The following is a 24,419-nucleotide window of genomic DNA, read 5'->3' on the forward strand; positions in this document are numbered from 1 at the left end:
GCAATAGATGATGCTTTTATAGGTTGGCGTTTAAAACTTAAGCCTCAGACTGTGGTTTGGTTTCCACATCGTCTTCAGCGTCAAGATCTATCGCGGCTTCAGGATCTTCATCGAACTCGTCTGCATCCAGCTCATCGGCTGTTGCATCTGGAATGCTGCTTAAGTCAAAATGTTGGGCTTGGTCTAAAGTAAAATTCAGTCGTCCGCCCATCACACTTGCCAGTTCTTCTAGGCCTTGTTTATTGAGGGAAGAGAACAATTGAATTGAGAAATCCAGTTTCATCTTTTTCAATTGGGCTTTAACTTCTTGCAATGCTTTAGAGGCAGGGCCACGGTTGAGTTTATCGGACTTGGTTAGCAGTACATGCACAAACAATTTACGTGAATAAGCCCATTCCAACATCATCACGTCAAAGTGCTGTAGTGGATGACGAATATCCATCAACAAGACTAAGCCTTGTAAGCTTTTACGCTGAATCAGGTAATTTTCTAACTCTTTTTGCCACACGATTTTCATTGCTTCAGGCACGGCTGCATAACCATAACCAGGTAAGTCGACGAGACGTTGGTCAGGATTACCCAGACTGAAAAAGTTAATCATCTGCGTACGACCCGGTCTTTTCGAGGCACGAGCCAATTGTTTTTGGTTGGTTAAGGCATTGATCGCACTAGACTTACCTGCATTTGAACGACCCGCAAAGGCAATTTCATAGCCTGTATCTTCTACACACAGGTTGAGCTTCGGGGCACTCATTAAAAACTCTGCTTTACGCAGCCAGTTGAGAGCGCGCACAGCATATTCAGTAACTGCAGAATCTACCTTTTTTTCATAGCTAATTTTTTGCTTTGGGGCAGCAGCAATTTTACTGTTTTTGGATTTTCCTCGGCTGTGGTGCATAACTCAACTTCAATTTATGATCTACAATCAGCCATTATAATGGAAGTCGAGCAGGCAATCGACCTTTGCAGCGTAAAGTCCGTAATCTTGTCTATAAAAGACCTTAATCGGCAAGATTGATCAGGTTAATCGGCGAGTGGGTTGTGAACTTATTCTGAGCCTCAGTACCCAGTACATCCGCTAAGGTATATTGGTCTAAGCTGTGATAGAACTGATCCAACGCTTGATCTAAGATCCCTTTCAGTCCGCAATTCGAACGGAGTACGCAAGGCGGGGTGTTACATTCCACAATGTTCTGATCCGCTTGCAAGATGCGTACAATCTCGCCCAGTCTTAAATGTAGGGTTTCTGGATTGAGTCGAATCCCACCGCCACGACCGCGTGCAGTAATAATCCACTGCTGTTTCGCCATAAAGTGTACGATTTTCATCAAGTGGTTTTCAGACACTTGTAGTGCTTGCGCCAGTTCTGCAATGGTATGCGGCAGCGCTTTCGGCTGTGAAACATACATCAGAATTCGCAAAGCATAATCGGTAAATTTATTGAGCTGCATGAGGGTACTGATCGTTGATAAGCAAAAAAACAAAGGGCTAGTCTAGCATAACCTGACTAACCCTCTCTATTTTATGCTGATGGCATGGGTTAGTGGTGAACACCACCTGTACCAAAAGCTTCACTGTGAATATTTTCAGCAGGAACACCACGGGCAATCAGGGCTTTTTGTTGTTCTGCCATAAATGGCATTGGGCCACATAAGTAGTAGTCTGCTTGAACAGGTAAAATCGCGCTATCAATGGTACTCAAATCAAGGCGACCCTTCGCATCATAATCTTGACCCAAAACATCGCTTTGATGTGGGAACTCATATGCAGTAAAGGTACTTAAGCGTGGGTATTTGGCTTTTAAGTCATGAATGTGCTGTTTCATGGCATGCACTTGTTTGCTACGGCAGGCGTGCACAAAAGTCACAGGCTCTGGCATATCCAAAGTCACCAATTGATTCAGCATCGCCACCATTGGCGTGAGGCCTACACCACCACTAATAAAGACATTGCGTTTATTTGGGTCAATCAGGTAGAAGTTACCTGTTGGTGCAGACACTTCAATTTCAGCACCTTCGGCTAAACCATGCAGAGTATTTGACACCCAGCCTCCCGCCAAATCACCTTTTTCATCTTCGCGTTTAACCGAGATACGTAAATAGTCAGCTTGAGGGTTAGTTGAAAGGGTGTATTGGCGAGGTTGTTTTAGACCAAGTTCCTCAACAAATACACGTACTGAAATGTACTGACCTGCTTCATATTTTGGTAAATCACCACCGTCCACAGGGGCAAGATAGAAAGAAGTGATTTCATCGCTTTCAACCACTTTCTTCGCGATTTTAAAGTTGCGCCAGCCTAACCAGCTCCCTTTGGTTTGTTGATGTTGCTCATAAATCGCTTTTTCAGTGCTAATGAATAAATCAGCCAATTGACCATACGCCGCAGCCCAAGCATCAATCAATGGATCCTCCATTGAAATACTTAAAACTTCACTAATCGAATGGAGGAGGTTTTCCCCAACAATATTGTAGTCGGGTGCTTGAATATTCAAGCTGACATGTTTGTGGGCAATCAGCTCAACCACAGGGAGTAATACTGAAGGATCTTCAATGTTTTCTGCATAGGCCAACACAGCACCCGCCAAAGCTTGGGCTTGAGCACCACTGCGTTGATGTCCCATATTAAAGGTTTCTTTTAAATTAGGATTGTTGCCTAACATGCGGTTATAAAAATAACCTGTGAGTGCAACACCATTTTCACGAAGGACAGGAACAGTTGCTTTTACAAGTTCAATTTGCTGCGGAGTCATGTTTGATCTCTCTTGGCTATCATTTATAAGATGTATTTAAAATATACCTTTAAAGATGTAATGTAAATACATCTTTTGGTAAAAGCTTAACTTTTATATGGGATATATGAATATCCCATAAATTTTGATTTTTAGATTTAAAAAGTAGATCACTTACGACCAAACAATGAGCCGAGTAAACCACGGACGATTTTTTGTCCCGTACTGCCCCCGAGACTACGTGCGGCGCTTTTGGCAAAAGTTCCTACTGTGTCTTGAATTAGCTTCTCACGCTGTTTTGCTTCACGTTCAGCTTCTTTTTGCTGTTCTTTCGCAATCCGCTCTTGCTCACGTGCTTGTTGCTTGGCCAGAGTCTCAGCTTCTTTGGCCTTCTGTTTCGCTAGCGCTTCTTGTTCTTTGGCTTGTTGTTTATCTTGCTCTATCTGTACCGCTTGTTGTTGGCGTTCAACCACTTTATTTTGTAGAAGTTCAAAGGCACTTTCACGGTCTAGACTTTTTTCATAAATACCTGCCACAATACTTTGAGAAATTAAGGCTTGACGTTGCTCTGAGCTAATCGGAGTGAAAGACGAATAGGGTGGCATCACCCATGCACGCTCTACGACTTGCGGCGTGCCTTGTTCATCTAGGCAACTAATTAAAGCTTCACCCACAGCTAGTTCAGTGATGGCTTGCTCAACCTTAAATTCAGGGTTGGCACGGAAGGTATCCGCAGCCGTTTTTACTGCTTTTTGATCTTTCGGGGTAAAGGCACGTAAGGCATGTTGTACGCGATTGCCGAGCTGCCCTAACACGCTTTCAGGCAAATCCAGTGGGTTTTGCGTGACAAAGTAAATACCAACCCCTTTGGAGCGGATCAGGCGCACCACTTGTTCAATTTTTTCTTGCAGCGCTGCACTGGCATTATCAAACAGCAAATGCGCTTCATCAAAGAAGAACACTAGCTTGGGCTTGTCCATATCGCCAACCTCAGGCAGCTGTTCAAATAATTCTGAAAGCATCCAAAGCAGAAAAGTGGCATAGAGCTTTGGGGTATTCATGAGCTTGTCTGCGGCTAAGATATTGATATAACCATGACCATTACTGTCGGTCTGAATAAAGTCAAGAATATTTAAGCTGGGCTCCCCGAAGAATTGATCACCGCCTTGATCAGCCAGTGCCAATAAATTCCGTTGAATCGCGCCAAGGCTGGCAGGAGATAGGTTGCCATATTCGGCTTTAAACTCTGCGGCATGTTCACTGACATAACCAATCATGGCTTTTAAGTCTTTAAAGTCGATCAGTAACATGCCTTGATCATCTGCAATACGAAATACCGCAGAAAGTACCCCTTCTTGGGTGTCATTCAAATTGAGCATACGTGCCAGCAACAGCGGGCCAATTTCGGTAATCGTGGTCCGAATAGGATGACCTTGTTCAGCAAATAAATCCCAAAACACCACGGGTGAGGCAGCAAAGGGAATGCTGTCGATGCCTAAACTTTTAATGCGTTCATCAAATTTTGGGTTGGATGCGCCTGCCTGCGCTAAGCTGGAAACATCACCTTTGGCATCGGCTAAAAATACGGGCACCCCGAGTCTGGAAAAACTTTCAGCCAACACCTTCAGGGTTACGGTTTTACCTGTCCCTGTTGCCCCTGCAATTAAGCCATGACGGTTGGCAAACTTCGAGTGTAGAACAACATCTTGTTGGGTATTCGTGGTTTTCTTGGCAATGATGATCGGGGTGCTCATACTTCTTCCTATTCAATTTTTTTGTGATGGTTATTCAGTTGTTTTAGTGCGTTTTCTATATCTTGAATTAAATCGGCAGGATGTTCTAGTCCTATACAAAAGCGAACCAATAAACCTTGTTGTAAATGTGTATGCTCAAGTGCACGCATGTCTTTGAGGTCATACAGCATCACTAAACTTACAGGACCGCCCCAACTAAAGCCGAGTTTGAAGAGCGACAGGGCATCACAAAACTGACGAATATCCTGTAGATCAAATTCGGGTTTGAAAATGACACTGACTAAACCTGCACTGTGTTGATCGACACAAATGTCTTTCCAATATGAATGACCTGCAGCACTCGAGTCAGCAGGGTGTAAGACCTGCACAAATTCGGGTTGTTGTTTTAGCCATGCCAGTAGCTGTAGCGCACTTTCAGACTGTGCGGCATACCGAACGCGCATTGATGCCAGACTACGTTGGACTTGAGCAACATCATCCCCAGAGACGCTAATGCCTTGAATGGCATGCGTGCGAAAGAGTTGATGATGTAAAGCTCGTTCGCGTGTCACGACTGAGCCCATTAAAATGTCTCCACCGCCACTTGGGTACTTGGTTAAAGCATGTACTGTCACATCTACACTTAAGTGCTCATCACTAAAATCAAAAGCATTAAAGGCAAGGCCTGCGCCCCATGTGTTGTCTAAAGCAGTGAGCATATGATGTGCTTGTGCCTTTTTTACCAGCCCGACCAAATCTGGAAACTCCAGTGTGACCGACCCTGTGGCTTCTAGCCAAATCAGTTTAGCTTTTTCCGTCGGTTGGAAAGAGGACACATCAATAGGGTTATAAACACGAACATCAATGCCATAGCGTTTTTCTAGATTACGAAGATGCTCCATGTTTGGCCCGTAAATATTATCTGCCACCCAAACTTCATCACCATGACTTAAAAAACATGAGTTCACTAGGTTGATGGCAGATAAACCACTCGGTGCGAGTAGGCAGTACCTTCCACCCTCAATTTGTGCAATGTTATCGCCTAACGTAAAGGTGGTGGGGGTGCCATGGGTGCCATAACTATAGTCATAGTCATCGGTCCAATGGCGATTAAACAGTGCATCGGTATCTTTAAAAATAATCGTCGATGCACGATACAGGGGAGGTTGGACCGTTGAAATGTACTGAGGCGCTTGTCTTGGTGCATGAACCAATGCGGTTTGCGGGTTTTTTTTCACGAATCGACTCATCATAAAGCGATAAATTGTTTTTAGCTTAAGAGAAAGTTTCTAAATAGGCGAGAAAATTGAACAAATGTGAATAAAGGTAAGCAAAATAAAAAGTTGGCTTCAATTTTGCTAAATCATCTGCAAGGATAGTAAAAAGAAGGCATAAGCGCATGACGTCGCATTTAAAAGTACATTATTTTCAGCATATTGCTGGTGAAGGGTTCGGCAGTTGCTATACATATTTAAAACAACAAGGTGCAGTGATCAGTGCAACAGAGTTTTTTGCTTTACCTATAGATCAAGCCTTAGAGATAGAAGCTTTACCGAGTGTTGAGGATGTTGACTTACTCATCATTATGGGGGGCACCATGAGTGTGAATGATGAAGCGAATTTTCCATGGTTAAAGATTGAGAAGCGTTGGTTAAGGCGTTACTTGGCCGCAGGAAAACCTGCGATTGGTTTATGCTTGGGTGGGCAACTGATTGCCAATGCACTTGGAGCTGCGGTCAGTCGCAATGAACAACAGGAGTTGGGTTGGGCGACAGTACGCAAAATCCAGCACGTCCCAACAGAATGCTTTGAGTTACCTGAACAGTTTAATGTGATGCAATGGCATAGCGAAACCTTTGAAATTCCAAAAGGTGCTGTACATTTGGCTGAAAATACAGTCTGTCGCAATCAAATGTACCAAATTGGAAAGAATGTATTGGGTTTTCAATTTCACCCAGAGATCGTGCCAGAAACCTTGGCACTCTTTTTAGAAAATGATGACGAGCTGAATAAGTTTTCGGGGCAATACGTGGCAACTGAAACCGAATTGAAAAAATCGCCTAAATTAAATTTTATTGAGGGAAATCAAATTCTTAATAGTGCAATTGATTATGTGTTGCGGCAAACAATCTATTGATGCTTTTTTAAGCTACTGATAATCCAAACAAATTGAATATATTGTAAAAAATCAAAAATGGATTTGCTTATGCATTAAACAATGGCTATAATGAGCGACCCTTTAATGAAAGGGGGTTAACTGCGAATAAAGTAGTTAACATCGTGACAGTCGTGGCATCGATCATGACCTTAGTGATATTTCACTGCTCTTGACACTTACCTTTTAGTGGGGTGAGATGCGTCAGGAGTGATTCTTTATATATTTGGCTTGGAGTTTACTGGTATGTCTAACCAGAGAATTCGTATCCGTTTGAAGTCTTTTGATCACCGTTTAATTGATCAATCAGCTCAAGAAATCGTAGAAACAGCAAAACGTACTGGCGCACAAGTTTGTGGTCCAATTCCAATGCCTACACGCATTGAACGTTTTAACGTTTTAACATCACCACACGTTAACAAAGATGCGCGTGACCAATACGAGATCCGCACTTATAAACGTTTGATCGACATCGTTCAACCTACAGACAAAACTGTAGATGCATTGATGAAGTTAGATCTTGCAGCTGGTGTTGATGTTCAGATCGCATTGGGTTAAGGCTTTCGGGTTAATTAACGCTCTAAGTTAATTAGGCCGCTTTTTTAGAGGTTTATGCACATGGCTATTGGTTTAGTCGGTCGCAAGTGCGGTATGACACGTATCTTTACAGATGCTGGTGTTTCTGTGCCTGTTACAGTGATTGAGGTTGATCCTAACCGCATCACTCAAATCAAAACGCTTGAAACTGATGGTTATCAAGCGATTCAAATCACTACTGGTGAACGTCGCGAATCTCGCGTAACTAATGCTCAGAAAGGTCACTTCGCAAAAGCGGGTGTTGCTGCTGGTCGTCTAGTTCAAGAATTTCGTGCAACAGAAGCTGATCTTGAAGGTCGTGAAGTTGGTGGAACTATCGGTGTAGACATGTTCACAGTTGGTCAAGTAGTTGACGTAACTGGTCAGTCGAAAGGTAAAGGTTTCCAAGGTGGTGTTAAGCGTTGGAACTTCCGTACGCAAGATGCGACTCACGGTAACTCAGTTTCTCACCGTGTTTTAGGTTCTACAGGTCAAAACCAGACTCCTGGTCGCGTGTTCAAAGGCAAAAAAATGGCTGGCCATTTAGGTGCTGAACGCGTAACTGTACAGGGTCTAGAAATTGTATCTATCGACGCAGAACGTTCAGTTTTAGTAGTGAAGGGTGCAATTCCTGGCGCTACTGGTGGTGACGTAACTGTTCGTCCTACGATCAAGGCCTGAGGGGAAATAACGTGAATTTAAATACTGTTTCCGGCTCTGCTGTTGAATTATCAGAAGTTGCGTTCGGTCGTGAATTCAATGAAGCTCTTGTACATCAGGTTGTTACAGCTTATTTAGCTGGTGGCCGTCAAGGTTCAAAAGCTCAGAAATCACGTGCAGACGTTTCTGGCGGTGGTAAAAAGCCATTCCGTCAAAAAGGTACTGGTCGCGCTCGTGCTGGTTCTATTCGTAGCCCAATCTGGGTAGGTGGTGGTAAAACTTTTGCTGCTCGCCCACAAGATTGGTCTCAAAAAGTTAACCGCAAAATGTATCGCGGTGCAATGCAATGTATCTTAGCTGAACTTGTTCGCCAAGATCGTCTTGTATTGGTTGAAGAGTTTGCTGTTGCTGCTCCAAAAACTAAAGAGTTGCTTGCAAAACTTAACGACTTGAATGCTACTCGCGCATTGATCGTTACAGAATCTGTAGATGAGAATCTATACCTTGCAGCGCGCAACATTCCACACGTTGATGTGGTTGATGCTGCTGCTATCGATCCTGTTAGCTTGATTGCGTTCGATAAAGTTGTTATGTCTGTAGCTGCTGCTAAGAAAATTGAGGTAGAACTCGGATGAACAACGAACGTATCTATCAAGTCCTACAAGGACCTGTATTCTCAGAAAAAGCACAAGTTTTAGGCGAAACTGCTGGTGTTCAAGTTTTCAAAGTTGCACTTGATGCAAACAAACTTGAAATCAAAAAAGCTGTTGAGCAATTGTTTGGTGTTCAGGTTGTTAAAGTTAACACAACGATCACTAAAGGTAAGACTAAACGCTTTGGTAAAACATTAGGACGTCGTTCTGATGTTAAAAAAGCATACGTCACCCTGAAAGCTGGCCAAGATGTTGAAATGGCTGACTTGGGCGATACCGCTGAAAGCGCAGCGGAATAAGGACGAGAATTATGCCAATTCAAAAATGTAAGCCAACGTCTCCTGGACGTCGCTTTGTAGAGAAAGTCGTTCACGACCATCTTCACAAAGGTGCGCCTTATGCTCCGTTGGTTGAAGCTAAAAAACGTACTGGTGGTCGTAATAACAACGGTCACATCACGACTCGTCACGTTGGTGGCGGTCACAAGCAGCACTACCGTCTAGTTGACTTTAAGCGTAACAAAGATGGTATTCCTGCAACTGTAGAGCGTATTGAATACGATCCTAACCGTACAGCACACATTGCACTAGTATTGTATGCTGATGGTGAGCGTCGCTACATCATCGCGCCTAAAGGCCTTCGCGCTGGCGATAAAGTTCAATCTGGTAACGATGCTCCAATTCGTCCAGGTAACTGTTTACCGCTTCGCAACATGCCTATCGGTTCTACTCTTCACAACATCGAACTTAAAATCGGTAAAGGCGCGCAATTAGCTCGTTCTGCTGGTACTTCAGTTCAGTTGTTGGGTCGTGACGGTTCTTACGCTATCGTTCGTTTACGTTCTGGTGAAATGCGTAAAATTCACGTTGAGTGCCGTGCAGTTCTTGGTGAAGTTTCTAACCAAGAAAGCAACCTTCGTTCACTTGGTAAAGCAGGTGCAGCACGCTGGCGTGGCGTTCGTCCTACCGTTCGTGGTATGGCGATGAACCCAGTAGATCACCCGCACGGTGGTGGTGAAGGTCGTAGCAAAGGTATTCAACCTGTAAGCCCATGGGGTCAAAAAGCTAAAGGGTACAAGACACGTACCAATAAGCGTACGACTAAGATGATTATTCGCGACCGTCGCGTTAAGTAACAAGTAAAGGAATCTGACAATGCCTCGTTCTCTGAAAAAAGGCCCATTCGTCGATGCGCACTTGTTCGCTAAGGTTGAAGCGGCTATCGCGGCTAATAACCGTAAGCCGATCAAAACTTGGTCGCGTCGTTCGATGATCCTCCCAGATTTTGTTGGTTTAACAATTTCTGTACATAATGGCCGTAACCATGTTCCAGTGATCGTATCTGAACATATGGTTGGTCACAAACTTGGTGAATTCGCGCCAACTCGTACCTATCGTGGTCACGGTGTTGACAAGAAATCTAAACGTTAAGGTGCTATGATGGAAGTTACTGCTAAATTACGCGGTGCCGCTATCTCGGCACAAAAAACTCGTTTGGTTGCAGACCTAATCCGTGGCAAATCTGTTGCTCACGCGCTTAATATTCTCAACTTCAGCAACAAAAAAGCTGCAGTTTTGGTGAAAAAAGCATTGGAATCTGCAATTGCAAACGCTGAACACAATAACAGTTTAGATGTAGACGACCTTAAGGTTACTACGATTTACGTTGATGAAGGCACTAGCCTTAAACGTATTATGCCACGTGCTAAAGGCCGTGCAGATCGTATTACTAAGCGTACTTGTCACATTACCGTTAAGGTAGGGGTTTGATATGGGTCAGAAGGTTCATCCAATCGGTATCCGCCTTGGTGTTGTAAAACGTCATAACGCCAACTGGTATGCGAGTCCGAAACAATACGCTGAATACTTGCTTAAAGATCTTCAAGTTCGTGAGTTTTTAACTAAAAAACTTAAGAATGCAATGATCAGCAATATTCTTATCGAACGTCCTACGGGCGCTGCTAAAGTAACTATTAGCACTGCACGTCCTGGTATCGTTATCGGTAAAAAAGGCGAAGACATTGAGAAACTACAGCGTGAACTTACTCAAATTATGGGTATTCCAGCGCAAGTAAGCATCAATGAAATCGATCGCCCAGACTTAGACGCTCGTTTAGTTGCTGAAGCGATCGCTTCTCAATTAGAAAAACGTGTAATGTTCCGTCGTGCTATGAAGCGTGCGGTTCAAAACACAATGCGTGCTGGTGCTAAAGGTATCAAAGTTGAAGTATCAGGCCGTTTAGGTGGTGCTGAGATTGCTCGTACTGAGTGGTATCGTGAAGGTCGCGTACCTTTGCATACACTTCGTGCAGACATCGATTATTCAACTATGCGTGCTGAAACGACTTACGGTACGATTGGTGTTAAAGTTTGGATCTTCCGTGGTGAGATCTTGGGTGGCATGAAACAAGTCATGAACCCAGCTCCAGCTGAAGAACGTCCAGCTAAACGCGGTCGTGGTCGTGGTGAAGGTCAAGAGCGTCGTGGTCGTCGCAATGATCGTTCTGCTGAAAAAGGAGAATAATCCATGTTACAACCTAAACGTACTAAATTCCGTAAAGTGCAGAAAGGCCGTAACACTGGTCTAGCTCACCGCGGTAGCTCGGTATCTTTTGGTACAATCGCACTTAAATCTGTTGAGCGTGGTCAAATGACTGCTCGTCAAATTGAAGCAGCGCGTCGTACAATCAGCCGTCGTATTAAACGTGGTGGTAAGATCTTTATCCGTGTTTTCCCAGACAAGCCAATTACTTCTAAGCCTCTTGAAGTGCGTATGGGTAAAGGTAAAGGTTCTGTGGAATACTGGGTTTGTCAAATCAAACCAGGTAAAGTCTTGTACGAAATTGATGGTGTTAACGAAGAATTGGCTCGCGAAGCGTTTACGCTTGCAGCTGCTAAACTTCCGTTTAAAACCACTATCGTGACTCGGACGGTAATGTAATGAAAACTAAAGATCTACGTGAAAAGTCGGTAGAAGAGTTGACAGCTTTGCTTGATGAGCAACAGCTTAACCAATTCCGTCTTCGTATGGCAAAAGCAACTGGTCAATTGGGTAAATCGCACGAAGTTGCACTTACTCGTAAGACAATTGCTCGTATTAAGACACTCCTTACCGAAAAACAGGGGAACGGACAATGAGTGAACAAACAGTTCGCACGTTAACCGGCAAAGTAGTAAGCGACAAAATGGACAAGTCTATTGTTGTACTTATCGAACGCCGCGTTCAACACCCGTTGTATGGCAAATCAATCCGCCGTTCAACTAAATTACATGCTCACGATGAGAACAACACAGCTAAAACTGGCGACGTTGTGACTATCAAAGAAAGCCGCCCAATTTCTAAAACTAAGTCTTGGACTCTAGTTGAAGTTGTTGAAGCTGCTGCTGAGTAATTAGACGTATCTGTTGCATCATCGGTTAATTTCGAGTACTCTTTGAGCCTTTCGAAATTGTGACCGGTGATGCTCGGTTTTGGAGTAGGGCAATGATTCAAACCGAAAGTATGCTAGACGTAGCAGACAATAGTGGTGCTCGCCGCGTACAATGTATTAAAGTACTTGGTGGTTCACACCGTCGTTATGCTTCTGTTGGCGACATTATTAAAGTTACTGTAAAAGAAGCTATTCCACGCGCACGTGTTAAAAAAGGTGACGTGATGAATGCTGTTGTAGTTCGTACAAAATTCGGTATCCGTCGTCCAGACGGTTCAGTGATTCGTTTCGACGATAACGCTGCTGTTATTTTGAACAACAACAAAGCGCCGATTGCAACTCGTATTTTCGGACCAGTGACTCGTGAACTTCGTACTGAACAGTTCATGAAAATTATTTCACTGGCTCCTGAAGTTCTATAAGAGGCAATCATGGCTAAGATTAAAAAAGGCGATCAAGTTATTGTGATCGCAGGTAAAGAAAAAGGCAAACAGGGTACTGTTCTGTCTGTTTCAAATGACCGTGTTATGGTTGAAGGCCTTAACTTGGTTAAGAAGCATCAAAAGCCGAACCGTGCAACAGGTGCTGAAGGCGCTGTAGTTACACAAGAAGCTTCGCTTCATATCTCTAACGTGGCAATTTTTAATGCTACAACCCAAAAGGCTGACCGTGTTGGTTACCAAGTGACTGAAGGCGTGAAAACTCGCGTTTACAAGTCAAATGGTGAATCAGTGGCGGTAGCGAAGTAATAGGTTGAAAAGGCAATGGCCAGACTTAAAACGCGTTACAACGACGAACTTAAGGCTCAATTACAAGAGACTTTAGCCGTTAAAAATGTGATGGATATTCCTCGCATTACTAAAATCACGATCAACATGGGTGTTGGCGCAGCTGCTGCTGACAAAAAACTCCTTGATGGTGCTCTTGCTGATATGCAAGCTATCGCTGGTCAAAAACCAGTTCTTACGTTAGCTCGCAAATCAATCGCTGGTTTCAAAATCCGTGATGGTTGGCCGATTGGTTGTAAAGTTACTTTACGCGGCGAACGTATGTACGAATTCTTAGACCGTCTAATCTCGATTGCGATCCCTCGTATCCGTGACTTCCGTGGTTTCTCTGCGAAATCATTTGACGGTCGTGGCAACTACTCAATGGGTCTTAAGGAACAAATCATGTTCCCTGAAATCGATTTTGATAAGATTGATCGTATTCGTGGTATGGATATTACCATCACTACGACTGCTCGCACCGATGACGAAGGCCGTGCGCTTATGCGTGCATTTGGCTTCCCGTTCAAATAAGAGGTCGATATGGCTAAGAAAAGTATGATTAATCGCGAATTGAAACGCGAAGCTACTGTTGCTAAATACGCTGCAAAACGTGCTGAATTAAAAGCTGTTATTGCAAACGTAAATGCTAGCGACGAAGAGCGTTTCGAAGCGATGATGAAATTCCAAGCATTACCACGTAATGCGTCTCCAGTACGTTTACGTAACCGTTGTGGTTTAACTGGTCGTCCTCATGGTTACTTCCGTAAGTTCGGTTTAAGCCGTAACAAATTACGCGATACAGTAATGCAAGGTGATGTACCGGGCGTTGTTAAGGCAAGCTGGTAAGGAGCGCTATAGATGAGTATGCAAGATACCGTTGCCGACATGTTAACTCGTGTTCGTAACGCGCAAATGGCAAAGAAACAAACCGTTTCTATGCCAAACTCTAAGTTGAAGGTTGCTATTGCAAACGTTCTTCAACAAGAAGGTTACATTTCAAACGTAGAAGTTGCGGATGCTGAAGGCAAAGCAACTCTTACTTTGACTTTAAAGTATTTCGAAGGCAAACCAGTTATCGAAACTGTGAAACGCGTAAGCCGTCCAGGTCTACGTCAGTATCGTGGTAAAGATGCACTTCCGAGCGTTAAGCAAGGTTTAGGTATTGCAATTGTTTCTACAAGCAAAGGCATCATGACTGATCGCGCTGCACGTGCTGCAGGTATCGGTGGTGAAGTTATTGCTTTTGTTTCTTAATAGGTGATTCCTCATGTCTCGTGTGGCTAAAGCCCCAGTAACTGTACCTAACGGTGTAACAGTTACTCAGAACGGCCGGCAGGTCGAAGTGAAAGGTAGCAAAGGTACTTTGTCTTTCACCCTGCATGCGCTGGTCGAGCTTAAACAGGAAGACGGTATTTTAGCGATTGCTCCAAAAGCTGAGTCGAAAGACGCTTGGATGCAAGCTGGTACTGCTCGCGCTGTGCTTAACAACCTTGTAAAAGGTGTGAGCGAAGGCTTCGAACGTAAGTTACAACTTATCGGTGTTGGTTATAAAGCTGCGGTTAAAGGTAACATTGTTAACCTTAACCTTGGTTTCTCTCACCCGATCGACTATACGCTTCCTGAAGGTGTAACTGCTGAAACTCCTACAGCAACTGAAATCGTTCTTAAATCTGCTGATAAAGCACGTTTAGGTCAGGTTGCTGCAGATATCCGTGGTTACCGTCCACCAGAGCCTTATAAAGGTAAAGGTGTTCGTTATTCTGACGAAGTTGTACTTCGTAAAGAAGCTAAGAAGAAATAAGGCGCGAGGTTCTTATGAACGAAAAGAAACAATCCCGTTTGCGTCGTGCGAAAAGCACACGCTTGCACATCCGTGCGTTGGGTGCGACTCGTTTGTGTGTAAACCGCACTCCGCGTCACATCTACGCTCAAGTTATTTCAGCAGATGGTGGCAAAGTTTTAGCGCAAGCTTCAACTTTAGATGCTACTTTACGTGCTGGTACAACTGGTAACGTTGAAGCAGCTACTAAAGTAGGTGCTTTAATCGCAGAACGCGCTAAAGCAGCTGGTGTTACTAAAGTTGCATTTGACCGTTCTGGTTTCAAATATCATGGTCGTATCAAAGCCTTGGCTGATGCTGCTCGTGAAAACGGCTTGGAGTTCTAATCATGGCTAAAGTTGAACAAAACGAAGGTCTTGTTGAAAAGCTGGTTGCCGTTGATCGTGTAGCCAAAGTTGTTAAGGGTGGTCGTATCTTCTCTTTCACAGCATTGACTGTGGTTGGTGATGGTAATGGTCGTGTAGGTTTTGGTCGTGGTAAAGCACGTGAAGTTCCAGCTGCTATTTCTAAAGCACTTGAAGCTGCTCGTCGCAACATGATTACTGTTGACCTTGTTAACGGTACTGTACAACACCCTATTAACGCGCGTCACGGTGCAAGCCGTGTTTACATGCAGCCTGCTTCTGAAGGTACTGGTGTAATCGCTGGTGGTGCTATGCGTGCAGTTCTAGAAGCTGTGGGCGTACGTAACGTATTAACAAAATGTTATGGTTCTACTAACGCTGCAAACGTAGTAAACGCGACTTTTAACGGTCTGCGTGATATGACTTCTCCTGAGAAGGTTGCTGCGAAACGTGGTCTTACAGTAGAACAAATTCAAGGGTAATCAATCATGAAAACGATTAAAGTTACCCAGACTAAATCTTCTGCGCATCGCTTGAAAAATCACAAGCTTAGCCTACAAGGTTTAGGTCTGCGTCGTATTGGTCATACTGTAGAAGTGCAAGATACGCCTTCTAACCGTGGTATGATCAACCAAGTCTACTATATGGTTAGTGTAGAGGAATAAGCCATGACTCTGCGTTTAAATGAGCTTGCACCTGCTGAAGGTGCAAAACGTGAAAATCGTCGTCTAGGCCGTGGTATCGGTTCTGGCGTTGGTAAGACTGGTGGCCGTGGTGTCAAAGGTCAGAATTCACGTAAGAGCGGTGGTACTCGTCCAGGCTTTGAAGGCGGTCAAACTGCGTTATATCGTCGTTTACCTAAATTCGGTTTCACTAGCCAAATCGCTTTGAAAACTGCTGAAGTACGTTTATCTGAGCTTACTAAAGTGGAAGGCGACATCGTTAGCCTAGAAACTTTAAAAGCTGCAAACGTTGTACGTAAAGATATGTTACGTGCTCGTATCGTACTTTCTGGTGAAATTACTCGTGCATTCACTGTTCAAGGTGTTGCTGTGACTAAAGGCGCTAAAGCTGCTGTTGAAGCTGCTGGCGGTAAAGTCGAGGAGTAATCGCTAGTGTCTATGTCTCCTAGTTCTTCAGGTCATGTCAATATGATGAAAGGCCAGCCATTTCATGTGAAATACCGTGAAATTATTCGCCGCATGATGTTTCTCATCGGTGCATTATTGGTTTTTCGACTAGGAGCACATATTCCAGTACCAGGCATTAATAATGCCGCACTTGAAAATCTTTTTAATGCAAACCAAGGCACGATCCTTGGTTTGTTTAACATGTTTTCGGGTGGTGCATTAGAGCGTATGTCCATTCTTGCTCTTGGGATTATGCCGTACATTTCTGCATCGATTATCGTGCAGTTAATGTCTACTGTTATTCCTTCGCTGGAAGCTTTAAAGAAAGAAGGCGAACAAGGCAAGCGTAAGATTAATCAATATACGCGACAGGGTACATTGTTCCTTGCACTCGTGCAGGCAATTGGGATGTGTGCTGGTCTGATCAGTCAAGGGATTACCTTAACTGCAGGTCTGGCTTTCTACGTACCAGCTGTAACCTCTTTGGTTGCAGGTACAATGTTCTTGATGTGGTTAGGTGAGCAAATTACTGAGCGTGGGGTGGGCAATGGTATTTCCATGATCATCTTCGCCGGTATCGTTGCAGGTTTGCCGAATTTAATTCTGCAATCAATATCATCAGTAGATAATGGTCAAACCAGTCTAATCGGCTTGGTAATTTTTGGCGTGTTGTCGCTGGCTGTATTAGCTGCAATTGTGTTTATTGAGAAAGCGCAACGTCGTATTCCAGTAAACTATGCTCAAAAACAACAAGGACGTCGTGTATTTACTGCACAACAGTCGCATTTGCCATTAAAAATTAATATGGCGGGTGTGATCCCAGCGATTTTCGCAAGTTCATTGCTTTTGTTCCCTGCGAGCTTAGGTCAATGGGTGGGTAGTGCAGATCCGAATGCGGGTATTATCAAACGTAGTTTGCAAGATTTGGCATTGGTGCTTTCGCCTGGTCAGCCGTTGTATTTGGTGCTCTTTGGTGCGTTAATTATCTTTTTCTGTTACTTTTATACAGCGCTTGTATTTAGCCCGAAAGAAGTATCGGAAAACTTGAAACGCAGCGGGGCTTATGTGCCTGGTATTCGTCCAGGTGAGCAAACTGCTCGTTACTTAGATCATATTCTTAACCGTTTGACATTTATTGGCGCGATTTATATCACCATCATTTGCTTAATGCCGATGATTTTACAAAGCTCATTTGGTATTCCATTCTCTTTAGGTGGTACCTCTTTGCTTATTGTTGTGGTGGTAGTGATGGACTTTATGGCTCAGCTGCAAGCACATCTCACCTCGCATCAGTACGATAATCAAACGTTAATGAGAAAAACGACTGCTCATCCTAAGGGATAAGCGCACTTGAGGTTTCATCATGAAAGTACAAGCTTCTGTAAAGAAAATTTGTGGTAGCTGTAAAGTTATCCGTCGTAATGGGGTTATTCGCGTAATTTGTAGCGCAGAACCTCGTCATAAGCAGCGTCAAGGTTAATCTGATCAAGACCTGTTGATTTCAGTAGGCTAATTAGGTTATTATCCGCCCCTCAAGATTTTTGTGGGGCGGTTGATTGTCTTAACTGCCTTTTTGGAGAAAATTGAATGGCTCGTATTGCCGGTGTAAACATTCCGGATAACAAGCATGCTGTTATCTCTCTAACGTACATCTTTGGTGTAGGTCGCCACACTGCTAAGAATATCTTGGCTGCTGTTGGTATCGCGCCGACTACAAAGATCCGTGAATTAGATGACGCCCAGCTTGATGCGATTCGTGCAGAAGTTGCTAAGGTTCCGACCGAAGGTGATTTACGTCGCGAAATTTCCATGAACATTAAACGTTTAATGGATTTAGGCTGCTACCGCGGTCTTCGTCATCGTCGCAGCTTGCCTGTCCGTGGACAACGCACCAAAACTAACGCACGTACCCGTAAAGGTCCGCGCAAACCTATTAAGAAATAAGATTTCTGGAAGCTAAAAGATGGCTAAAGATACTCGCACACGCAAGAAGGTCACTCGTACCGTCTCTGAAGGTGTTGCACACATTCACGCTTCTTTTAATAACACCATTGTGACTATTACCGATCGTCAAGGTAATGCACTGGCTTGGGCTACCTCTGGTGGACAAGGCTTCCGTGGATCACGTAAATCAACTCCGTTTGCTGCTCAGGTAGCTGCTGAAGTTGCTGGTAAAGCTGCTTTAGACTACGGTTTGAAAAACTTGGACGTCCTTGTAAAAGGTCCTGGTCCTGGTCGTGAATCTGCGGTTCGTGCTTTAGGTGCAGTGGGTTATAAAATTAACAGCATTACCGATGTGACGCCAATCCCGCACAACGGTTGCCGTCCACCTAAAAAACGTCGCGTGTAAGGAGAAACATTCATGGCTCGTTATATTGGTCCAAAATGCAAACTCTCTCGCCGCGAAGGGACAGACCTGCAATTAAAATCTGGCGTTAAACCATTTGACGTCAAAACTAAAAAAGCTGCTAAAGCTCCTGGCCAACATGGCGGAGCGCGTGGTGGTAAACAATCTGAGTACTCACTACAATTACGTGAAAAACAAAAAGTACGTCGTATGTACGGTGTTTTAGAGCGTCAATTTAGTAATTACTATAAAGAAGCTGCTCGTGTGAAAGGCGCAACTGGTGAAAACTTGTTGAAACTGCTTGAAAGCCGTCTTGATAACGTCGTTTATCGCATGGGTTTTGGTTCTACACGTGCAGAAGCTCGTCAGCTTGTATCTCACCGCTCGATCACTTTGAATGGCCGTCGTGTTAACATCGCGTCTATCCAAGTTAAAGCTGGTGATGTAATTGCTGTGCATGAAGGTGCTAAACAACAATTGCGTATCAAAAACGCAGTTGAATTAGCTGCACAACGTGGTATTCCTTCTTGGATGGAAATTGACCATTCTAAGTTGGAAGGTACGTTTAAAGCTGCACCAGATCGTTCAGATTTACCTGCTGAAATCAACGAAAGCTTGATTGTAGAATTGTATTCTAAATAATCCTTGAGGTAGCAATATGACGCGTACTGCAAATGAGTTTCTAACTCCGCAAGCGATCAAGGTCGAAGCGGTTAGCGGGACCTCGGCAAAAGTTATTCTAGAACCCTTAGAGCGTGGCTTTGGTCATACTCTGGGCAATGCTTTACGTCGCATCCTTCTTTCTTCTTTACCTGGCGCTGCTGTGGTTGAAGTTGAGATTGAAGGTGTCGAGCACGAGTACAGTACTTTGGAAGGCTTGCAGCAGGACATCGTCGAGCTCTTGCTGAACCTAAAAGGATTGTCTATTAAGCTGTTCGATCAAAATGAAGCTTATTTGACATTAGAGAAACAAGGTCCTGGCGACGTAACTGCCGCTGACCTTCGTTTACCTCATAATGTTGAAGTGGTTAACCCTGAACATTTGATCGGTACTTTAAGTGCTTCAGGCTCATTAAAAATGCGCTTGAAAGTTTCTCAAGGTCGTGGTTATGAAACTTCTGACTCGCGTTTCCCAGAAGGCGAAACTCGCCCTGTAGGTCGCTTACAGTTAGATGCTTCTTATAGCCCAATCAAACGTGTGTCTTACACAGTGGAAAACGCTCGTGTAGAACAACGTACAGACCTTGATAAATTGGTCATTGATCTTGAGACCAACGGTACAGTTGATCCTGAAGAAGCGATCCGAAAAGCGGCAACAATCTTGCAACAACAAATTGCAATTTTTGTTGACCTTCAGAAAGATCAAGCTCCTGTTGCTCAAGAACCTCGTGAAGAAGTTGATCCGATTTTGCTTCGTCCAGTAGATGATCTAGAGCTTACTGTTCGTTCTGCTAACTGTTTGAAAGCAGAAAACATTTACTACATTGGTGATCTTGTACAGCGCACCGAGGTTGAGTTACTCAAAACTCCTAACCTTGGTAAAAAATCGCTTACTGAGATCAAAGATGTTCTGGCTTCAAAAGGCTTACAACTCGGCATGCGTTTAGAGAACTGGCCACCAGCTAGTCTCCGTATGGACGATCGTTTCGCCTATCGTAGCCGTTAATTAAGTAGGACTATCACCATGCGTCATCGTAATAGTGGTGTGAAATTAGGCCGTACAAGCAGCCATCGTAAAGCGATGTTTCAAAACATGGCTAACTCTTTGTTTGAGCACGAGTTGATCAAAACAACTGTGCCTAAAGCAAAAGAGTTACGTCGTGTAGCTGAGCCTTTAATCACTTTAGCTAAAAACGATACTGTTGCAAACCGTCGCTTAGCGTTTGCTCGTACTCGTTCAGCAGCAACTGTTGGTAAATTATTTACCGTTCTTGGCCCTCGTTACAAAGAACGTAACGGCGGTTATCTACGTGTTCTTAAAGCGGGCTTCCGTGCAGGTGATGCTGCGCCGATGGCTTACGTTGAACTAGTAGATCGCGAAGTTAAATAATTTCGTAGAACTATTCAGTTGTTCTTAGAAAAAGACCAGTGTTTCACTGGTCTTTTTTTATGGGTTTTTGTTCGACAATCTTTGTATTTTGGCCTGTAGTGACATATTTTACGACAGATCTGCTTAAACTTGACATTGTGTATTGTCAGTTTTATGGTTTAATAAGAACAGAATATAAGACAGGATAAAAACAACATGGATAAGCACGTCGATCTGCTCATTGTAGGTGCTGGTATTTCAGGCATTGGCCTTGCGGCACATTTAACCAAGCATTGCCCACAACGTTCGTTTGAAATTATTGAACGTCGTGACAGCTTTGGTGGAACATGGGATTTGTTTAAATACCCAGGTATTCGTTCTGATTCAGATATGTCGACCTTTGGTTTTAATTTTAAACCGTGGCAACAAGCCAGCGTTTTGGCAGATGGTTCTTCGATTAAGGGCTATTTGGCGGAAGTCATTGATGAACAGAAACTCAAAGAAAAAATTCATTTTAAGCATCGTGTACTCAGCGCCAATTATGACTCTGCTCAGAAAAAGTGGCAGGTAGTGATTGAGAATGCGAAAGGCAAAAAAGAAAACTGGATTGCAAATTTTGTGTTTGGCTGTACAGGCTATTATAACTACGACCAAGGCTACCAACCTGATTTTCCAAATAAAGAAGTATTTAAAGGCAAGTTTGTAAATCCACAGTTTTGGCCTGAAAAATTAGATTATACAGGTAAAAAAGTCGTCATTATTGGTAGTGGTGCGACAGCGATTACACTGGTGCCTGCGATGGCCAAAGGTGGGGCGGCGCATGTCACTATGCTACAACGCTCTCCAACCTATATTGCTTCGGTACCATCGATCGATTTTGTATATGACAAAATGCGTAAAGTGTTGCCGGAAGATGTTGCGTATAAACTTACCCGTGCACGTAATATTGGAATGCAACGCGGGATTTACGCACTCGCGCAGAAACAACCGAAATTATTACGCCGACTGCTGCTCCAGTCGATTAAGATGCAGCTCAAAGGTAAAGTGGATATGAAACACTTTACCCCAGAATATAATCCTTGGGATCAGCGTTTATGTGTGGTGCCAGACGGTGATTTATTTAAAATTCTTCGTTCAGGCCAAGCCAGTGTTGAAACAGATCAGATTGAACGCTTTACCGAAACGGGTCTCCAATTAAAGTCTGGCCAGCATTTAGAGGCAGATATTGTCGTCTCAGCCACAGGTCTAGAAATTCAAATCTTGGGTGGTATACAAGCAACGATTGATGGCAAACCGTTAGATACCTCTAAACATATGTTGTATCAGGGCGTGATGGTGAGTGATGTACCGAATATGGCGATGATTATTGGCTATATTAATGCGTCATGGACATTAAAAGTGGATATTGCAGCTCAGTATATTTGTCGCTTACTCAACTATATGGACCAAAAGCAATGGGTCGAAGTGATTCCACAAGGTGATGCAACTGAGCTGATGCAAGATACTGTGATGGGAAGTTTAAGTTCGGGTTATATTGCACGTGCTGCTAATGTGATGCCAAAACAGGGTAAACATGCACCATGGAAAGTCAGCAATAATTATCTTGCGGATCGTAAGACATTGAAAAGTGCTTCTTTTGAGGATGGAGTACTGAAATTTGCTAAACGTGATGCAGCATTGAACCAGAAACCTAAATTGGTGTCTTAGGCTGAGTAGTTGATTTAAAAGGAGCGTAACGCTCCTTTTTTTAAGGAAATGACTTTAGGGTGTTCTGTTTTTAATTTCTTAAACTGTTGGACTGTTGGATGATTTTAAAAACTTAAAAGATAAATAATAGGGAATATTTTGAATATCTTAGAACAAAGTTACCAAGTCCCATCTGCGTCAAACATGATTCATGCTAAAAAATGGCACACTGATGCAGCAGATCATACTTTAGCCCCGATTATTTTAATGCACGATTCATTAGGTTGTGTGGCTTTGTGGCGGGATTTTCCTGCTCAACTGGCACAAGCCACCGCGCGCGTGGTCTATGCCTATGATCGCTTAGGTTTTGGTTTATCTGATGCGAGTACACAGCCCTTGGCACATAGTTTTGTCATCACTGAAGCAGAACAGACCTTTAAAGCTGTATTGGATTATTTTTCGATCCAGAACTTTGTCATTCTAGGGCATAGCGTGGGTGGGGGGATGTCTGTTGCGATTGCTGCGGCTTATCCAGAGCATTGCCAAGGATTAATTTCAATCTCTGCACAGTATGCGGTTGAAGCGCTGACACTGAAGGGGATAAGTGAAGCAAAAGTTGGCTTTCAACAAGCGGGACAAATGGAACGTTTAGAGAAATATCACCCTGAAAAGGCACAGTGGGTACTTGATGCATGGACTGAAACATGGTTGGCCCCTGCTTTTCAGGATTGGAGTCTGGCTGAGATAATAGGTGATGTCCGTTGTCCGACGTTGGTTATTCATGGTGAGTTTGATGAATATGCAACTACAGCACAACCACAGCAGATTTTTGAAGGGGTGTCAGGGCATGCTGATCTGCACATTTTAGAAGGTTTACATCATATGCCACATAAAGAGCAACCAGAGTTGGTGGTTGCTTTGATTGCGGAGTTTCATCAAGCACATTGTTAAAAGTAAAAGCCCATCCAAAGATGGGCTATTTGAGTTAAAGAGAACGTGAAATGAGCTCTTTCATAATTTCATTGGTTCCTGCATAAATGCGATTGGCACGATTATCTAGATAAGCTCGTGCAATCGGATATTCCAGCATATAACCATAGCCGCCATGCAGTTGTAGACATTCATCGACAACTTTAGAAAACATCTCAGAAATTTTATATTTGGCGGCTGCAGCGGCATCAATACCGAGACTCTCTTCCAGTTGCAATTGCATACAGCGGTCAAGATAAGCGCGGCAAAAATCGATTTCTGTACGTAACTCCGCCAGTTTAAAGCGGGTATTTTGAAAGCTAGAAATCGTTTTTCCAAAAGCTTTACGTTCTTTGGTGTACTGAACGGTATGTGCCAGTGCTGCTTCTGCACCCGCTTGGCAGATAATGGCCACCAACATGCGCTCCCAAGCCAGTTCTTTCATCAGCATCATAAAGCCCATGCCTTCCATACCCAGCAGATTTTCTTTGGGCACGCGTACATGATCAAAAAATAATTCGCAGGTGTCTTGTCCTTTCATTCCAATTTTATTGAGGGGTTTACCTTTACTGAACCCCATACGATCAGCTTCAACGATGATTAATGAGAGGTTGGCTGAACCTTTTTCGCTGTCGCCCGTCTTACAGACCACAATCACCATATCGCAGAGATAGCCATTGGTAATGAAGATTTTAGAGCCATTGATAATGTAGTCATCACCGTCTAAAACAGCCGTTGTTCGTACCGCTTGCAAGTCTGAGCCTGTGCCGGGTTCAGTCATCGCAATGGCTGTGACGGTTTCACCCGAAGCCATCCGCGTTAACCAATGGTGTTTTTGTGCTTCACTGCCAAAGTTATTGATATAGTTTGCGACAATGTCCGAGTGTAGTGAAAATCCAGTTGAGGAATCCATGGCATAGGCTTGCTCCTCAATCAAAATCATACTGTACAAACGGTCTACACCTGAGCCACCATAAGCTTCAGGCATGGTGGCACACAGTAGCCCCATGGCACCTGCTTTATTCCATAGCTCACGATCGACATACTGCTGTTGTTCATATTTTTCAATATTTGGAACAACTTCTTTGGCATAAAACTTTCGCACAGTTTCACGAAATGCCTCATGTTCAGTATTAAATAAGTTACGTGGCAGCATATTGTTTAACGGGCGAATTGCGCCTGATTGCATGGAAGCTCATCCTGATGTTGTTATTTTGCTAAGAGATTAGTGAAAAGTAGGACATGCGACAATGGACTGAATGCTCAAATCTATTTGATTTTTTGATGAGTTTTGCCAGTTGTTAAAATTGCGATATTTAACTAGTGGCGAGGGCGGTGTGATCGGTTAAACTAAGCCGTTTCAATTAAT

General features: G+C 43.6%; 36 protein-coding genes and 1 pseudogene. 31 read left to right on the forward strand and 6 right to left on the reverse strand.

Annotation, left to right across the window (positions count from 1 at the left end; translation table 11 throughout):
• Positions 1-37: 37 nt before the first annotated feature.
• The 5 genes from yihA to JZ787_RS07545 all read right to left on the reverse strand — a co-directional run bounded on the left by yihA (position 38) and on the right by JZ787_RS07545 (position 5,699).
• Positions 38-898 carry a ribosome biogenesis GTP-binding protein YihA/YsxC gene (yihA, locus tag JZ787_RS07525; protein ID WP_010327597.1) on the reverse strand — a complete coding sequence of 287 codons (861 nt, stop codon included), beginning with the start codon at positions 896-898 and terminating at the stop codon, positions 38-40.
• Between the two features lie 103 nt (positions 899-1,001).
• On the reverse strand, positions 1,002-1,451 hold the full coding sequence (locus JZ787_RS07530; RefSeq protein ID WP_078390010.1) for an Rrf2 family transcriptional regulator: 450 nt from the start codon (positions 1,449-1,451) through the stop codon (positions 1,002-1,004).
• An 89-nt stretch (positions 1,452-1,540) separates the two neighbouring features.
• A complete protein-coding gene (gene hmpA, locus JZ787_RS07535; protein ID WP_346312044.1) occupies positions 1,541-2,749 on the reverse strand; it encodes an NO-inducible flavohemoprotein in 1,209 nt (402 codons plus the stop codon).
• 149 nt (positions 2,750-2,898) lie between these two features.
• Positions 2,899-4,482 (reverse strand): helicase HerA-like domain-containing protein, encoded by a 1,584-nt coding sequence (locus JZ787_RS07540; RefSeq protein ID WP_234964886.1) that lies wholly within the window; start codon positions 4,480-4,482, stop codon positions 2,899-2,901.
• A gap of 8 nt (positions 4,483-4,490) precedes the next feature.
• Positions 4,491-5,699: a PLP-dependent transferase gene (locus JZ787_RS07545; protein WP_346312045.1), complete on the reverse strand. Its 1,209-nt coding sequence runs from the start codon at positions 5,697-5,699 to the stop codon at positions 4,491-4,493.
• Between the two features lie 161 nt (positions 5,700-5,860).
• Here JZ787_RS07545 and JZ787_RS07550 point away from each other — a divergent pair, with 161 nt between their 5' ends.
• The 31 genes and pseudogenes from JZ787_RS07550 to JZ787_RS07700 all read left to right on the forward strand — a co-directional run bounded on the left by JZ787_RS07550 (position 5,861) and on the right by JZ787_RS07700 (position 23,032).
• Positions 5,861-6,598, forward strand: a complete 738-nt coding sequence (locus tag JZ787_RS07550) for a type 1 glutamine amidotransferase (RefSeq protein ID WP_062032518.1) — start codon at positions 5,861-5,863, stop codon at positions 6,596-6,598.
• 264 nt (positions 6,599-6,862) lie between these two features.
• Complete coding sequence (gene rpsJ / locus JZ787_RS07555) at positions 6,863-7,174, forward strand: 30S ribosomal protein S10 (protein ID WP_000070912.1); 312 nt, start codon at positions 6,863-6,865, stop codon at positions 7,172-7,174.
• 60 nt (positions 7,175-7,234) lie between these two features.
• Entirely contained in the window at positions 7,235-7,873 is a 639-nt protein-coding gene (gene rplC / locus JZ787_RS07560) for a 50S ribosomal protein L3 (RefSeq protein WP_010327592.1), read from the forward strand.
• Positions 7,874-7,884: 11 nt separating this feature from the next.
• Positions 7,885-8,487 carry a 50S ribosomal protein L4 gene (gene rplD / locus JZ787_RS07565; RefSeq protein WP_004691326.1) on the forward strand — a complete coding sequence of 201 codons (603 nt, stop codon included), beginning with the start codon at positions 7,885-7,887 and terminating at the stop codon, positions 8,485-8,487.
• Entirely contained in the window at positions 8,484-8,804 is a 321-nt protein-coding gene (gene rplW, locus JZ787_RS07570; RefSeq protein ID WP_004691323.1) for a 50S ribosomal protein L23, read from the forward strand. The genes rplD and rplW overlap by 4 nt, the downstream gene beginning before the upstream one ends.
• 11 nt (positions 8,805-8,815) lie before the next feature.
• On the forward strand, positions 8,816-9,640 hold the full coding sequence (rplB, locus tag JZ787_RS07575) for a 50S ribosomal protein L2 (protein WP_004691322.1): 825 nt from the start codon (positions 8,816-8,818) through the stop codon (positions 9,638-9,640).
• Positions 9,641-9,659: 19 nt separating this feature from the next.
• Positions 9,660-9,935 (forward strand): 30S ribosomal protein S19, encoded by a 276-nt coding sequence (gene rpsS, locus JZ787_RS07580; RefSeq protein WP_004281508.1) that lies wholly within the window; start codon positions 9,660-9,662, stop codon positions 9,933-9,935.
• Between the two features lie 9 nt (positions 9,936-9,944).
• Entirely contained in the window at positions 9,945-10,274 is a 330-nt protein-coding gene (gene rplV / locus JZ787_RS07585; RefSeq protein ID WP_004691320.1) for a 50S ribosomal protein L22, read from the forward strand.
• A 1-nt stretch (position 10,275) separates the two neighbouring features.
• Positions 10,276-11,092: pseudogene (gene rpsC / locus JZ787_RS07590) on the forward strand (30S ribosomal protein S3).
• Positions 11,032-11,445 carry a 50S ribosomal protein L16 gene (gene rplP, locus JZ787_RS07595; RefSeq protein WP_004691317.1) on the forward strand — a complete coding sequence of 138 codons (414 nt, stop codon included), beginning with the start codon at positions 11,032-11,034 and terminating at the stop codon, positions 11,443-11,445. Before rpsC ends, rplP begins: the two are co-directional and overlap by 61 nt.
• Positions 11,445-11,642: a 50S ribosomal protein L29 gene (rpmC, locus tag JZ787_RS07600; RefSeq protein WP_004650482.1), complete on the forward strand. Its 198-nt coding sequence runs from the start codon at positions 11,445-11,447 to the stop codon at positions 11,640-11,642. The genes rplP and rpmC overlap by 1 nt, the downstream gene beginning before the upstream one ends.
• The gene (rpsQ, locus tag JZ787_RS07605) at positions 11,639-11,896 is read left to right on the forward strand and encodes a 30S ribosomal protein S17 (RefSeq protein WP_004691314.1); all 258 of its coding nucleotides are present in this window, start codon (positions 11,639-11,641) and stop codon (positions 11,894-11,896) included. Before rpmC ends, rpsQ begins: the two co-directional genes overlap by 4 nt.
• Positions 11,897-11,988: 92 nt before the next feature.
• Positions 11,989-12,357, forward strand: coding sequence for a 50S ribosomal protein L14 (rplN, locus tag JZ787_RS07610; protein ID WP_004657680.1), 369 nt, complete (start codon positions 11,989-11,991; stop codon positions 12,355-12,357).
• 9 nt (positions 12,358-12,366) lie between these two features.
• Complete coding sequence (gene rplX / locus JZ787_RS07615) at positions 12,367-12,684, forward strand: 50S ribosomal protein L24 (RefSeq protein WP_004691313.1); 318 nt, start codon at positions 12,367-12,369, stop codon at positions 12,682-12,684.
• Between the two features lie 15 nt (positions 12,685-12,699).
• On the forward strand, positions 12,700-13,236 hold the full coding sequence (rplE, locus tag JZ787_RS07620) for a 50S ribosomal protein L5 (RefSeq protein WP_004691311.1): 537 nt from the start codon (positions 12,700-12,702) through the stop codon (positions 13,234-13,236).
• Positions 13,237-13,245: 9 nt separating this feature from the next.
• Positions 13,246-13,551: a 30S ribosomal protein S14 gene (rpsN, locus tag JZ787_RS07625; protein WP_004691309.1), complete on the forward strand. Its 306-nt coding sequence runs from the start codon at positions 13,246-13,248 to the stop codon at positions 13,549-13,551.
• A gap of 12 nt (positions 13,552-13,563) precedes the next feature.
• Entirely contained in the window at positions 13,564-13,959 is a 396-nt protein-coding gene (gene rpsH / locus JZ787_RS07630) for a 30S ribosomal protein S8 (protein ID WP_004691308.1), read from the forward strand.
• 13 nt (positions 13,960-13,972) lie between these two features.
• The gene (rplF, locus tag JZ787_RS07635) at positions 13,973-14,506 is read left to right on the forward strand and encodes a 50S ribosomal protein L6 (protein WP_004691306.1); all 534 of its coding nucleotides are present in this window, start codon (positions 13,973-13,975) and stop codon (positions 14,504-14,506) included.
• A gap of 14 nt (positions 14,507-14,520) precedes the next feature.
• Entirely contained in the window at positions 14,521-14,871 is a 351-nt protein-coding gene (rplR, locus tag JZ787_RS07640) for a 50S ribosomal protein L18 (RefSeq protein ID WP_004650473.1), read from the forward strand.
• Positions 14,872-14,873: 2 nt separating this feature from the next.
• Entirely contained in the window at positions 14,874-15,371 is a 498-nt protein-coding gene (gene rpsE / locus JZ787_RS07645) for a 30S ribosomal protein S5 (RefSeq protein ID WP_004691304.1), read from the forward strand.
• Positions 15,372-15,377: 6 nt separating this feature from the next.
• Positions 15,378-15,554 carry a 50S ribosomal protein L30 gene (gene rpmD, locus JZ787_RS07650; protein ID WP_004691302.1) on the forward strand — a complete coding sequence of 59 codons (177 nt, stop codon included), beginning with the start codon at positions 15,378-15,380 and terminating at the stop codon, positions 15,552-15,554.
• 3 nt (positions 15,555-15,557) lie between these two features.
• A complete protein-coding gene (rplO, locus tag JZ787_RS07655; protein WP_004691300.1) occupies positions 15,558-15,998 on the forward strand; it encodes a 50S ribosomal protein L15 in 441 nt (146 codons plus the stop codon).
• Positions 15,999-16,043: 45 nt separating this feature from the next.
• Complete coding sequence (gene secY, locus JZ787_RS07660) at positions 16,044-17,363, forward strand: preprotein translocase subunit SecY (RefSeq protein ID WP_171054269.1); 1,320 nt, start codon at positions 16,044-16,046, stop codon at positions 17,361-17,363.
• 19 nt (positions 17,364-17,382) lie between these two features.
• Positions 17,383-17,499 (forward strand): 50S ribosomal protein L36, encoded by a 117-nt coding sequence (gene rpmJ / locus JZ787_RS07665; protein WP_000867907.1) that lies wholly within the window; start codon positions 17,383-17,385, stop codon positions 17,497-17,499.
• Positions 17,500-17,606: 107 nt separating this feature from the next.
• Entirely contained in the window at positions 17,607-17,963 is a 357-nt protein-coding gene (gene rpsM, locus JZ787_RS07670; RefSeq protein WP_004691296.1) for a 30S ribosomal protein S13, read from the forward strand.
• 19 nt (positions 17,964-17,982) lie between these two features.
• A complete protein-coding gene (rpsK, locus tag JZ787_RS07675; protein WP_001040166.1) occupies positions 17,983-18,369 on the forward strand; it encodes a 30S ribosomal protein S11 in 387 nt (128 codons plus the stop codon).
• A gap of 12 nt (positions 18,370-18,381) precedes the next feature.
• Positions 18,382-19,008: a 30S ribosomal protein S4 gene (gene rpsD, locus JZ787_RS07680; RefSeq protein ID WP_004691294.1), complete on the forward strand. Its 627-nt coding sequence runs from the start codon at positions 18,382-18,384 to the stop codon at positions 19,006-19,008.
• A gap of 16 nt (positions 19,009-19,024) precedes the next feature.
• Entirely contained in the window at positions 19,025-20,032 is a 1,008-nt protein-coding gene (gene rpoA / locus JZ787_RS07685; RefSeq protein WP_004691292.1) for a DNA-directed RNA polymerase subunit alpha, read from the forward strand.
• An 18-nt stretch (positions 20,033-20,050) separates the two neighbouring features.
• The gene (gene rplQ / locus JZ787_RS07690; protein ID WP_004691290.1) at positions 20,051-20,416 is read left to right on the forward strand and encodes a 50S ribosomal protein L17; all 366 of its coding nucleotides are present in this window, start codon (positions 20,051-20,053) and stop codon (positions 20,414-20,416) included.
• A 195-nt stretch (positions 20,417-20,611) separates the two neighbouring features.
• Entirely contained in the window at positions 20,612-22,102 is a 1,491-nt protein-coding gene (locus tag JZ787_RS07695) for an NAD(P)/FAD-dependent oxidoreductase (RefSeq protein ID WP_346312046.1), read from the forward strand.
• 138 nt (positions 22,103-22,240) lie between these two features.
• Positions 22,241-23,032 carry an alpha/beta hydrolase gene (locus tag JZ787_RS07700; protein WP_346312047.1) on the forward strand — a complete coding sequence of 264 codons (792 nt, stop codon included), beginning with the start codon at positions 22,241-22,243 and terminating at the stop codon, positions 23,030-23,032.
• 34 nt (positions 23,033-23,066) lie between these two features.
• Here JZ787_RS07700 and JZ787_RS07705 read toward each other — a convergent pair whose 3' ends face one another.
• A complete protein-coding gene (locus JZ787_RS07705; protein ID WP_346312048.1) occupies positions 23,067-24,239 on the reverse strand; it encodes an acyl-CoA dehydrogenase family protein in 1,173 nt (390 codons plus the stop codon).
• Positions 24,240-24,419: the final 180 nt, after the last annotated feature.

It is taken from the genome of Acinetobacter sp. BWR-L5 (assembly GCF_039655985.1).
In the GTDB taxonomy this organism is placed as follows: domain Bacteria; phylum Pseudomonadota; class Gammaproteobacteria; order Pseudomonadales; family Moraxellaceae; genus Acinetobacter; species Acinetobacter johnsonii.